Origin of the sequence: Lysinibacillus sp. S1 (genome assembly GCF_044986265.1) — a bacterium.
Lineage (GTDB): Bacteria > Bacillota > Bacilli > Bacillales_A > Planococcaceae > Lysinibacillus > Lysinibacillus capsici.
Map to the genome: position 1 here is coordinate 1,192,888 of NZ_CP173154.1, position 13,520 is coordinate 1,206,407.

Genomic DNA, 13,520 nt, shown 5'->3' on the forward strand with positions numbered 1-13,520 from the left:
ACACTATTTTTTCTGTACTTTTGAAATACCAGTCTTACTTCTTATATATTTAGTTGGAAATCGGATGACACTATCCAATAAATCGCTTGGCTTTCTTGGAATAGCAGGTGTCATATAATGCGTTCCTAAGGATTTGAGACTTAATAAATGGTGGATTAACCACGCAAAGGCGAGCATCTGTCCAAACAAGCCAAATAAACCTGCTGATAAGATAAAAATATAACGAATAAATCGGCTAGTATTACTCATTAAGAAAATAGGCGGTAAGAAGGAAAGTAGTGCTGAGGTAGCGACTAACACAATGAGTATATTACTGAGTAATCCAGCTTCTACGGCCGCTGTACCAATTACAATACCTCCTACGATACCAATGGTTTGTCCGACTTTGGCAGGCATTCGAGAGCCCGCTTCTCGCAACACTTCAATTATAAGCTCGATAAATAATACCTCAATCAGTGGTGGAAATGGTACCTTACTTCTTGATTCTTGAAGATTTAGTAATAATTCGTATGGCAAAATTTCTGGATGAAAGGTTAAGGCTGATATATACATTGGTGTAATCATGATCGTTAAGAAAAAACCAAAAAAGCGCAGCATCCTTAATAAAGATGCTGTTGTCCAACGGTTGTAGTAATCCTCAATCGACACGAACATTTCAAAAAAAGAAGTGGGACAGACAATGGCTAGTTGACTATTATCCATAAAAACGACGATTCTACCATCCAGAAGATAACGGCAAATACTATCTGGACGGACTGTCATGTAATATTGAGGAAAGGGCGATAATGGATTATCCTCAATTAATTGCTTCAACACGGATATATCCGTAAATAACGGATAATCTACCTGGTCAATACGGTTTCTTAAATCATCTAAATTTTCATGGCTCACGATATTATCCATATACATAATCGATATTTTAATATTGGCTTCTGACCCAACAATTCGGTTTTCATTTTTTAGCATGGAGCTTTGAATCCGTCTTCTCACTAACGATATATTCGTTTCCAGTGATTCTGTAAATGCATCCTGTKGACCAATTACAGTCGACTCTGTTTCCGTATCCGTAATGGCCCTTGTAGGCGCACTATACGTATCGACACTTAATAGGGCGTTGGTTTCGTGAAAAAAAAGAAGGGTTTGCCCAGCATTCAATTTTTTAACGACACCTTTCACATCTTTTGGGTCCACATATTGAGCCATTTGATGAATTTGTTTCAAATTATTAGCTAGTGGAATCGTCACCATGGTTTGTAAGGTCATTTTTTCGATGAGTGAGGAGAAATAAATGACCGTCACATCCCCTTCTTCTGTAGCGATCATTTTCAGTTTTACGTCATCGACTTCGTTAATCTCCTGCTTTAATTTAGCGACAATCTGCTCGGGTATCTCGTTCATTTTTCTCCACCCCTTTTGTTCCGATAAATACCAGKCCATATCATTCATTTTTTAGTAGTTTGTCTTTTTTTCATTTAATTATGTAAAAATTGTGCTAGCAAAAATAGCCATACAAAAAGGATGCATCCNAATGAGAGATACATCCTTAAAGGTTATTCTATAGAATCTTTGCTGTATCGGTTTTTACCAATACCAAATACATAGTAGCTAATGGTTACGAGAATCAAGAAAATAATGCCCACTATTAATGACACGCGTGTATCATCATTGAACCACATGCCGACTAGTACCATGATTAAAAAGATGATTGTTACATAGTTTGTAATCGGTGCGAACGGCATTTTAAAAGGATGCTTTGCTAGCTGCGCTCCCTTTACTTTTCTAAAACGAATTTGACTGATTAAAATGATAAACCATGGAATCATCCCTGGTAAAACACTCGCACTATACACATAAACAAATAAGTTTTCAGGGGCAATATAACTTAGAATAACACCAGCGACTAAGCCAACTAATACGCCCGCTGTTCCAAATAAAGGCACACCATTACTAGAAAGCTTTGCGAAAAATTTTGGTGCTTGTCCATTCATAGCAAGTGTATATAACATACGTCCAGCACTATAGATTCCACTGTTACACCCTGACATTGCAGCTGTGATGACGACGAAATTAATAATACCTGCAGCAGCTGTGATACCTACCTTAGCAAATGTCGCAACGAAAGGACTACCAATTGTGCCAAGCTCATCCCAAGGATACACTGTAACAATGACAAAGATTGCACCGATATAGAAAATTAAAATTCGCCAAATAATGCTTTGGATGGCATTCGTAATCGTTTGTTGAGGATTTTTTGCTTCTCCTGCTGTAATCCCAATGAGCTCCACCCCTTGATAGGCAGCAACGACTAAAGATAAGGCAAAGAAAAATCCTGTCCAGCCACCTGTAAAGAAGCCACCGTGACTCCAAAGATTAGATAAGCCGATTGCTATTCCATCATTGCCAAAGCCAAAGAAGATGAGTCCGACCCCTGCAATAATCATTAAAATAATCGTAACAATTTTAATCATCGCAAACCAGAATTCAAATTCTCCAAACGATTTGACAGAAATGAAGTTTGCCACACCCAAAATCACCATTGCAATTAGACCAGGTATCCAAGCTGGTAATTCTGGATACCAATATTGCATATACGTTCCTACTGCTATAATTTCAGACATCCCAACAATAACCCATTGGAACCAGTTACTCCACGCTGTTAAGTACCCTGCTAAAGGATGAATATATTTATAGCCAAATGTGGCAAAAGAGCCTGTACTTGGCTCCATATAAAGCATCTCACCCATTGCCCTCATAATGAAAAAAATAAAAATACCTGCAATACCATAGGCAAGGAGTACAGAAGGTCCTGTCCATTGAATAGCACTTGCTGAGCCCATAAATAGCCCAACACCAATCGTACCGCCAAGTGCAATCATTTGAATATGACGTGCTTCTAATCCTCTTTTCAATTCCTTATTGGCCACTCCATAACGCCTCTTTTCCTGTTGTTCTTTCTACGATGTTTTTACTTTAAAATAATAATCAATTTTTCTAAAAAAGACAAATGTAAAATTCAAAAAACCAAAAAAAATAGCTAGTTTACTATCAGTTACAAAAAATAGGTAATAACGACGATTTATACGAAATATGATGTTACTTCAACATAATTTAAATCAGAAAATTCAAAAAACTCTATTCCGTTCAAGTCGAAAGGAATAGAGTTTACTTCGTTATTGAATTAAAGTTTGTTCCTGTAATTTTGAAGAGAAGTATTTACGTGCATCTGCTGTTAGAATTTGTAGCAAAGTCACTTCTTCTTGACGTGCAAATTCTACAAACATCCCACTTAAATTTTCGTAGACATATTTGATTTTAAAGCCACTATCTAAATAATGATCTACTTTTTGAATTTCCTCTGTGCTTTGTTGGAATTCAGACATGCCATCACCTCACCTTCTTTTGAAAATGTCTTGATGTTGTCTCACTTACTCGGCACCCTTCATCTCTAACAGAGGATCTGGTTGCTCCACCAGTTCATCTTCATCTGGGACCGCCGCTGGAGCTGCTGGTTGGCCAAATATTTCATCTAAATTATGTCCGACTGTAATACCTAAATATTTGGCATCACTTGGATCATCTAGCTCAGCTTGTGGATACTTTTTAAACCACCAATACTTCGCTAATACATAATATACAATCGCGCCTACAGCGAACCCTACTAAAGAAGAGTAAGTTGAAAATATATTGGCAACTGCACCACCGATTACCCAGGCGATTAACCCAGCCATATTAAAGCCCTTATAATATTTAAATTGCCCATCTAATTCATAAAGCTCTTTTACATGTACGCGCCGTTTACGAATCAGGTAGTAATCAGCAAATAAAATACCTACAATCGCTGTTAAAATACCGCCAATGATTAATAGGACATTGACCATGACATCAAATAGACTCCAAGGCTGTGCAAGAATACCAATAATCCCTGCAATAACTACCCCTACCCAGAATGGCACTTTCGGTCCACCGATATTAGAGAAAATAGTAGCTGCTGGTACAACGTTGGCAGAGGTATTTGTCGACCATTGTGCTAATACAATCATCAGCAATAGAATCCCAAGAATAAAGCCGCTTGCACTTTGCTGTAAGGCATTAATTGGGTCTGCCGAGGCAACTGCCATATAGCAAACTGCACCAATCGTAACAATGAATGTGTTTGTAATGGGCATGACAATTAAAGAGCCTACAAGCTGTGTTTTATTACGCTTGAACCAATTACGCTCATTTTTGGGTKCTTTAAAGAAACGGGACAAGGATGGCATATCTGCTGCTAAGGTTGCCCAAAAGCCCATATTTGCCATCACCACTACCATAAAGGCGGTAAAAGCAGCGAAGCCTGTTGTTGGGGTTTCCACCCACGTCCAAATATTTTTTCCCTGAGATGTTGCATTATCTGCCAATGTGTAATACATCCAACAAGAAATTAAAATAATGACAGGGGCTGCTAAATCAGCAAAACGCTCAATGGATTTAATACCAAGAGATGTATTAAAGAGTTGAAGCGCTGCAAACACAAGGAAGCAGATAAACCAATTATCAAAGCCAAACAATAAATTTAAAATTCCGTTTATCGCTAATGCACCAAAATACGTATTCAAACCAAACCAACAGGCAGCTGTAACACCACGTACAAGGGAAGGTATATGAGTACCGAATGTGCCAAATGGTGCACGCATATAAACAGGGAAAGATAATCCATGCTCTATTCCGATGTCACCAATTAACGTCATAAAGACGCCAATTAAACAAGAACCTACCAATGTTGCCACAATCACCATTGGTAAGGATAAATTCATGATAGCCGAACCACCAATGGCAAAAGCCGCTAATACAATTGCCATTCCTATCCAAATCACCGCAAAACCAAATGTTCCAATATTTCTTTGTTGATGTGTCACTGGAAGTAAATCTGGGGATTTTAAATAATTCCCTTCACGTTCCATAATGTTTCTCTCCTTTTTTTCTAATTTCCGTGACAACCTACTTGAAGTGCCTTCCTTCACCCACAGTGCTGAAGGAAGGTGGAATTTCGATTTTAATCTTTATTCWAAAATGAACAACGKTCCKTKATTTTGAGAGACTGCTAAGAAGTGATTGGCGTTCATTCCATGTCATTGGCGGAATTGTAGATGGGCGTTCAACCATTGAAATGGCTCCATCGACAGGACAAACAATTGAGCATAAATGACAGCCTACGCAGTCTTCCTCACGAACCTTTAGCATTGGGCGACCATCCTCCGTATAAAGGTCAATACATTGATGGGATGTATCCTCGCAAGCAATATGACACTTATTGCAATTAATACAAACATCATTATTAATTTCTGCGACAATTTTATAATTTAAATCTAAATCACCCCAGTTTGAATACCTTTGTACAGAGCGACCAACTAAATCCATGACTGAAGCTAGACCTTTATCATCTAAGTAGTTATTCAGCCCATCAATCATATCCTCCACAATACTAAAGCCATGATGCATTGCTGCTGTACATACCTGTACGCCTGTCGCACCCATTAATATAAATTCCGCTGCATCTTGCCAATTGGAGATCCCCCCAATGCCCGAAATCGGTACATTGACTAATGGATTACGAGCACATTCTGCAACCATGTTCAGTGCAATTGGTTTAACTGCTGGACCACAATAGCCCCCATGAGCTCCTTTTCCAGCCACATGTGGTACTGTATTCCAAGAATCTAAATCAACACCAGCTAAACTGTTAATCGTATTAATCATACTCACAGCATCTGCTCCACCTCGTGTTGCCGCTTCCGCCGTCACGGTAATATCCGTAATGTTGGGCGTTAGTTTAACAATAACAGGTGTACGCGCCGCTTCCTTTACCCAATACGTTTGTTTTTCCACCAATTCAGGGACTTGACCAGAGGCAGAACCCATGCCTCGTTCTGCCATCCCATGTGGACAACCAAAGTTAAGCTCAAGACCATCAACCCCCACATCTTCTACTCGTTTCACAATTTCATGCCATTTTTCTTGCTTTGGTTCCACCATTAACGAGGCAATAATTGCGTGATTAGGAAATTTCTTTTTCGTCTCATAAATTTCTTGTAAATTCACTTCTAATGGTCGATCCGTAATTAATTCAATATTGTTCAAGCCTGCCACACGTTGGCCATTATAGCTAACTGCTGCAAAACGGGAAGACACATTTAAAATCGGTTCTCCTAACGTTTTCCAAACTGCGCCACCCCAGCCCGCTTCAAATGCACGTTGGACTTGATAGCCTGAATTCGTTGGTGGAGCAGATGCTAGCCAAAATGGATTCGGCGATTTGATGCCCGCTAAATTAATGCGTAAGTCTGCCATATAAGTTCCCCCTCTATCCGTACTAACAATCTTTTGTCAACTGAAAGCATAGTGCCAGATACAGGCTGTATGACCACCATTTCAAAAGCTAATGTAATCATTCAGATGGAGGATTAACAGCCTGTATAAACCCGATTGGTGAATCTAACAATCAGTGGAGAAAGAGCCTCCCTGATTGAAGGTTCACTTTATGCAATCTCACTTGGTTTTCTTAAACGTTCATGAATCTTATATGCTGCATCTTTTCCTTGCTGTACAGCGGTCACTACCATCGCTTCACCCTGTCCATTACCAAAGACAACATCTCCACATGCAAATACTTTGTCATTGGACGTTTGCATTGTTGTCTCATCAATGTCTACGACACCATTTGTATGAGCTAAACCAAAGGCTTCAATTAACGATACAAAACGAGTTTGCCCGATGGCTTTAATAACAGCATCCACTTCAATGATAAAATTGGAGCCCTTTACTTCTTCAGGGCGTTGTCGACCATCAGGACCTGCCTCACCAAGCTTCATTTTCACACATTCAATGCCTGTCACCTTTCCTGCTTCATTGCCAATAATTTTTTTAGGTGCAGTTAGCCATTTAAATTCCACACCATCCTGCTTGGCAAATTCATATTCAAATTTGTATGCTGTCATTTCTTTTTCTGTTCTACGATAGAGAATTTGTACATTATCTGCGCCTAAACGCACCGCACTTGTAGCACCGTCTATCGCCGTGTTTCCAGCACCGATTACGGCTACTCGTTTCCCTACAATATCATTTGTAAGCGGTCCCATTTTTGTTTTTCGAATAAACTCAATAGCATCATGTACCCCTTCTAAATCTTCCCCATCAATGCCCAGATTTGGGACAGCACCCATACCGACAGCTAAAATCACACTGTCATACTGAGCCAAAATTTCATCAGCAGAAATATCCACACCTACAGCTGTATTCGTTTGAATGTCCACACCGAGCTGTTCAATCTGCTCTACTTCCCAATCTACGACATCATTTGGTAATCGGAATGCTACAATCCCATAGCTTCCTAAGCCCCCTGCCTTCGCTTCAGCCTCATAAATAGTTACTTGATAGCCTAAACGACTGAGCTCACGAGCTGCCGACAAACCAGCAGGACCTGCCCCTACAATGGCTATTTTCTGTCCATTATGTGGACCTGCCTTAAATAGCTGAGCATTGGTTTCCATTGCCCAATCCGTTGCATAACGTTGTAACTCACCAATTTTAATTGGCTTTGTTGAAGAATTTAAGACACACGCCCCTTCACACAGTTCTTCCGTTGGACAAACTCTTGCACAGCTTGCACCAATTGGGTTTGCTTCTAATATAGTCGTAGCCGAACCCTTCATATTACCAGATGCAATTTTTTTTATGAAATTTGGTATTTGAATACTTGTTGGACATGATTTAATACATGGTGCGTCATAGCAATACAAACAACGATTGGCTTCCTCAATAGCCTCATTCTTTGTCATCTTACCTTTTAATTCCACAAAATTACGTCTAAGCTGCACGGTCATTGCATTTTCTTGAATCGGAGCCATTTCCACATCCCCCTCATGTGTTCATTTTTTCCGTACCCTAATTACGAAACCGATTGTTTTGCTCTCCAGTCAAAACAATCGGTCCTATCCTGTAGGAAGCTAAATGTTTAGAGCTTCCGCAGTTACTGTTTTTAATGGACGTTTAATGTATCGTCCACTGCCAAGTACACCTACAAATTCTTTATTTTTAATGACATATTCCCCACGTACGAGTACACTAACAGGCTCACCTGTTACCTCCCAGCCTTCATATGGGTTATAGTCCACATTCATATGATGTGTTTTAGCTGAAATTTGACGCTGTGCCTCTGGGTCAAAAATGACGATATCCGCATCTGAACCAATTGCAATCGTTCCTTTTTGCGGGAATAAGCCAAATATTTTTGCGGCACTAGTAGAGATCATATCAACAAATTCATTGATGGAAATTCTGCCTTTTGCCACGCCCTCAGAGTATAAGATACTGAAGCGGTCTTCAATGAATGGTCCGCCATTTGGAATTTTCGAGAAATCATTTAAGCCTAATTGCTTTTTACCTTTAAAGCTAAAGGAGCATTGGTCTGAGCCAATCGTTTGTAGCTGTTTTGCCTTTAAGGCATTCCATAAATGTTCTTGATGATATTTAGGACGAAGTGGCGGTGACCAAACATATTTGGCTCCTTCAAAGCCTGGTTGCGCTAATGCGGATTGATCGAGCGTTAAATACGGTGGACAAGTTTCACCATAAACATCATAGCCCTTTTCACGAGCGGCAATAATTTCATCTACCGCTTCTTTACATGTCACATGCACCACATAGAGCTTCGCACCAGCTATATGCGCTAATTCGATAGCACGCTTTGTTGCCTCTCCTTCCAATTCCGCTGGACGAGTTAGTGCATGATAGATCGGTTCCTTATGTCCAGCACGTCTTGCCTCCTCTACTAGCTCATCTATAACAGAGCCATTTTCACAATGGACCATCACTATCGCACCAAGATCCTTAGCGATTTTAAAGGCTTTAAATAATGTACGATCTGTCGCTTGGAATTCTTTTGCATAAGCCATGAAGACCTTGACAGAAGTAATGCCCTCTTGCTCTAATAATTGTGGTAATTCAGCTTCGGTTTCAGGTGTTAGATCACCAATCATCAAGTGGAAGCCATAGTCAATAGCAGACTTTCCTTTTGCCTTGTCATGCCATTTCTCTACGGCTGTCGATAATTTTTCTTCTCCTGCTGTTAAACAGAAATCTAAAATAGTAGTTGTCCCACCAAAAGCCGCTGCAATGGTGCCTGATTTCCAATCATCATCCGTCACCGTGTTATTGAATGGCATGTCTAAATGCGTATGGGGATCAATGCCACCAGGCAATACGTACTTGCCTGTAGCATCAATTATTTCAGCGCCAGCATCCGTTAAATTTTGTCCAATTTGAACAATTTTACCGTTCTCAATTAAAATATCTGCCTCAAATACATCAGCAGCAGTTGCTACTCGTCCACCTTTAATGATTTTTTTCACTATGCCTCTCACCCTTCATCACAAAATTAGAGAATGCTTGATAGTTAATGCAGTGTATATGTTTCGTCCATACTAAACTTCGTTTGTAGCGTTAACACCGTTTCCAATAAAATATCTGCGCCCTTTGCACAATCTTCAAAGGCTGTTTCCTCTTCTTCACAATGACTCTTCCCTTGAATGCTTGGAACAAAAATCATCGCGGAAGGAACCATACTTGCCATATACTGTGCATCATGTCCAGCGCCACTAAACATACGATGAGATGAATAGCCAAAGCTTTGACAAGCTCTTTCTACTTCATTGCAAATCGCACTATCAAAATGCACGGTATCTCTGCCCCATAACTTGACAGGCTGAATATGGCATCCGCCCGCTGTCTCAGGAAGCGCGTTGAGAATATCCTCAACCTGTTGCATGACCTCTGGCTTTTGATGACGTGAATCAATTGTAAATGTCACCTTATTTGGGATAACGGTATGAATATTCGGGGAAACATTCATACGACCAAAAGTAAAAACAAGTTGTTCGTCAATTTTTCCTAATTGTTCATATAGCTCTTTAATGATGGTTGATGCCACAATCATTGGGTCTTTACGCATTGACATTGGGGTTGTACCTGCATGGTTTGATTGCCCACTAATTGTAATTTCATAGCAGACCATGCCTAGCACACCTTCAACCACACCAATTTCCTGCTGTTTTGCTTCTAACACTGGCCCTTGTTCAATATGCAATTCGATATAAGCAAGTGCCTCCTTCAGACGATTGGCTTGCTCTCCCTCATAGCCACTTGCTTGTAAAGCTTGTTGAAAACGAATGCCGTTTTTATCCGTAGATTGGAGCATTTTTTCTTTGTCAAATTTTGAGGTGATGACGCCTGAACTCATCATGGCTGGATCAAAACGTGCCCCTTCTTCATTCGTGAAATTGACAATCGTAAGAGGAATGTCCACTTCGATATCATTTTCCTTTATTGTTCGAATGGCCTCGATCGCTGTTAGTACACCTAACACACCATCAAATCTTCCACCTTTTTCTACTGAATCTAAATGGGAACCCATGACAATGGGTGGCACATTCTTTTTACCAGGAAGAGTGGCGTAAATGTTGCCCATATCGTCCACCTGAATATCCATTCCTAACGCTTTGCAACACTCACAAAAATAGTTTCTTGCTAATACATCCTCATTCGAAAGAGACAAACGTGTGACACCACCATTTTCGGTGGCCCCAAATTGACTAAATTGTTCAATTAACTCTTGCAATCGTCTACTATTACATTTATACATATGCAAGTCCTCTCTTTCACAGTAGTTAATAAACATTCTAAAATAGATAAAATTTGTGAGATATGGATAGTAAACTAAAAAAATATGTGCAACTGCACATCATATATGGTAAGTTATGTTCATAATTAAGGGGGGAACGTATGGGGACGATTCGTAAAATTGTAGAGGGAGTTCATTTCCCAATGCTCACATTAGTCGCTGGACATAGTGGTACGTATCGCAGAGTTACTGGTATTAATGTTGTGGAAAGCAGTGATTTAATCATGTTTTGTAGACCCAATGAATTAGTCGTCACAACAGGTATTAATTTAGATGCGCAGCAAGACTCCTTGGAACATCTTGTCAAACAGGCATACACAAAAAAAGTAGCTGGCTTTATCATTAATACAGGACCATTCATTCCTAGCATTCCAGAAGCCGTCATCTCTTTTGCCAATCAACATGATTTCCCAATTTTTCAAATGCCATGGAATTATCGCATAGCTGATCTATTAAAAACTACCTTTCAATTTATTGCCAATCACCATCAAGAGCTTTCTATCGAAGAAAAGGTTCTTTTCAATCTACTATTTCATTACAAACAAAACACTAACACAATGAAAGATCAACTAGCACAGCTAGGATTTCCTCAAGGAAGAGAATTAGCGATCATAACTTGTACAACCATTGGCTCCAAAGCAGCTATTGACCGTTATGAGGTCATGATCCAATTCGCTTTTCAAAATCGCTATCAACGCTTCTTAAAATTAAAGCATAAAAATCACCTCATCTTTTTAATTGATAAAGCACAAATCAATACACCTAATATACCCTTCTCAAAAGTTGTAGAAGAAATCTATGAAAAAATCACGCTAAAAAATGGTTACTTGGATATTATTATCGGCAAAGGTAACTTTCATAAAGAGCTAGAAAATGTTCGCCAAAGCTATGATGAGTCCTTAACCGTCATCCATTTAGCACAGCTTCATAACAATCGTTATTTGTATAAATACAAAGAAATCGGTGCCTATAAAATATTGATGGCTGTGAAAAATCAGCCCCTAATGAAATCGTTTAGTCAGGATATTTTAGGACAACTTTACCGCTATGATGAACTACATGGGACAGACTATGTACCTTTTTTACGTATTTTTGTTGAGGAAAATGGCAGTACAAGCAGGATTAGTGAACGTCAATTTATACATCGAAACACCGTCCTCTATAAAATTAAGAAAATTGAAATGCTATTAGATATGGACTTAAGCAATCCCTTTACGAAGACTAATTTGTATATTGCCTTTTTAATTGAGGATGTCTTAATGCATCAATAGCCTGTCACAACATTAAATTAACTGAATTATCTTTCTCATTAAATACTCCTTCTAAAATTCTTGAAGCATACATATAAAGTACAAATGGGGGCGACTGCGCATTTTTGTTGTCCACATCTGAGGAAAACATATGCATGCTAATCAACTACCTGTTTAGAAGGAGTGAAGCTTCGTGACAAATGTAACAAGTCCCAATTGGCAAGTAAAAGATGAACAATTCGTATGGCATTCTATGAAGCCCTACAATCCAAATGCAACAATGATCGTCCAATCCTCTAAAGGGGCATGGATTACTGACATTGAAGGCAAGCGCTATTTAGATGCAATGGCAGGTTTATGGTGTGTAAACGTTGGCTATGGACGTGAGGAGATTGCCAAAGCTGCCTATGAGCAATTGCTAGAAAATACGTATACCCCATTATCTGTTGGGCATATCCCTGCTATTCAATTAAGTGAAAAAATTARTGAGCTTKWWGGGGATGATTATGTCGTCTTCTTCTCCAATAGTGGCTCCGAGGCAAATGAGGCAGCCTTCAAAATAGCTAGACAATATCATCAACAAAAAGGTCACGTCAATCGAACGAAAATTATTTCTCGTTACCGGGCCTATCATGGTAGCTCGATGGGTGCTCTTGCAGCAACTGGACAAGCTCAACGAAAGTATAAATATGAGCCACTGGCACCAGGTTTTATACATGTCACTCCACCTGACGCTTATCGTGCCAATGAAGACCATATTCAAAGTAAGGACCCTTGTGCATTACCATCCGTCCAAGCAATCGATCATGTCATGACTTGGGAAATGTCAGATTCCATAGCAGCAGTCATTATGGAGCCTATTATTACTGGCGGTGGTGTAATTATGCCCCACGACAGCTACTTACAAGGAGTTAAAGCTGTTTGTGAGAAGCATGGCGCACTACTCATTGTCGATGAAGTTATTTGTGGTTTTGGTCGTACAGGCAAAGCTTTTGGATTCCAAAACTACGGCATCCAGCCTGATATTGTGACTATGGCGAAAGGCTTAACAAGCGCTTATATGCCACTGTCTGCTACAGCTGTTCGTCGTGAAATTTATGAGGCGTTTGCTGGAACTGAGGAATATGACTTTTTCCGTCATGTCAACACATTCGGTGGATCACCAGCAGCATGTGCCGTCGCATTAAAAAATATTGAAATAATGGAAAAAGAAAATTTATTTGCCCACTCAGCTGCACTAGGTGCTACATTACTCACTACATTACAGGAGCAATTAAAGGAGCACCCGAATGTTGGGGATATTCGTGGGAAAGGCTTATTAATTGGCGTAGAGCTAGTACAAGATAAAGATAGCAAAACTCCGCTCGACATGACACTTGTAAACAAAGTGATCACACAATGTAAGGAACAAGGGTTACTCATTGGGAAAAATGGGGTGACCGTGGCAGGTTTCAATAATGTGTTAACCTTATCTCCTCCTCTGATTATTTCCTCAGACGAGACGAATTTCATTGTTGAAAAATTTGTGCAAGCCTTACACTCTATTAAACTGTAGG

At 39.6% G+C, this 13,520-nt stretch carries 9 protein-coding genes and 1 pseudogene; 2 read left to right on the plus strand and 8 right to left on the minus strand.

What is annotated here, in order from left to right; genetic code table 11:
• Positions 1-3 precede the first annotated feature (3 nt).
• The 8 genes and pseudogenes from ACHZEU_RS06305 to ACHZEU_RS06340 form a co-directional block, all read right to left on the minus strand.
• On the minus strand, positions 4-1,398 hold the full coding sequence (locus ACHZEU_RS06305; RefSeq protein WP_404804222.1) for a spore germination protein: 1,395 nt from the start codon (positions 1,396-1,398) through the stop codon (positions 4-6).
• Between the two features lie 152 nt (positions 1,399-1,550).
• Positions 1,551-2,924: an amino acid permease gene (locus ACHZEU_RS06310; protein WP_404804223.1), complete on the minus strand. Its 1,374-nt coding sequence runs from the start codon at positions 2,922-2,924 to the stop codon at positions 1,551-1,553.
• A gap of 246 nt (positions 2,925-3,170) precedes the next feature.
• The gene (locus ACHZEU_RS06315; RefSeq protein WP_404804224.1) at positions 3,171-3,380 is read right to left on the minus strand and encodes a hypothetical protein; all 210 of its coding nucleotides are present in this window, start codon (positions 3,378-3,380) and stop codon (positions 3,171-3,173) included.
• A 45-nt stretch (positions 3,381-3,425) separates the two neighbouring features.
• Complete coding sequence (locus ACHZEU_RS06320; RefSeq protein WP_404804225.1) at positions 3,426-4,940, minus strand: NCS1 family transporter; 1,515 nt, start codon at positions 4,938-4,940, stop codon at positions 3,426-3,428.
• 130 nt (positions 4,941-5,070) lie between these two features.
• A pseudogene (gene preA, locus ACHZEU_RS06325) lies at positions 5,071-6,327 on the minus strand (NAD-dependent dihydropyrimidine dehydrogenase subunit PreA); the annotation flags it as partial.
• Between the two features lie 188 nt (positions 6,328-6,515).
• Positions 6,516-7,883, minus strand: coding sequence for an NAD(P)-dependent oxidoreductase (locus ACHZEU_RS06330; protein WP_404804226.1), 1,368 nt, complete (start codon positions 7,881-7,883; stop codon positions 6,516-6,518).
• Between the two features lie 99 nt (positions 7,884-7,982).
• Positions 7,983-9,386, minus strand: a complete 1,404-nt coding sequence (gene hydA / locus ACHZEU_RS06335) for a dihydropyrimidinase (RefSeq protein ID WP_048389890.1) — start codon at positions 9,384-9,386, stop codon at positions 7,983-7,985.
• A gap of 44 nt (positions 9,387-9,430) precedes the next feature.
• Complete coding sequence (locus tag ACHZEU_RS06340) at positions 9,431-10,675, minus strand: Zn-dependent hydrolase (RefSeq protein ID WP_048389888.1); 1,245 nt, start codon at positions 10,673-10,675, stop codon at positions 9,431-9,433.
• 140 nt (positions 10,676-10,815) lie between these two features.
• Here ACHZEU_RS06340 and ACHZEU_RS06345 point away from each other — a divergent pair, with 140 nt between their 5' ends.
• Both ACHZEU_RS06345 and ACHZEU_RS06350 read left to right on the plus strand, forming a co-directional pair.
• Positions 10,816-11,985, plus strand: coding sequence for a PucR family transcriptional regulator (locus tag ACHZEU_RS06345; RefSeq protein ID WP_048389885.1), 1,170 nt, complete (start codon positions 10,816-10,818; stop codon positions 11,983-11,985).
• Between the two features lie 172 nt (positions 11,986-12,157).
• Positions 12,158-13,519, plus strand: coding sequence for an aspartate aminotransferase family protein (locus ACHZEU_RS06350; protein ID WP_404804227.1), 1,362 nt, complete (start codon positions 12,158-12,160; stop codon positions 13,517-13,519).
• Position 13,520 lies beyond the last annotated feature (1 nt).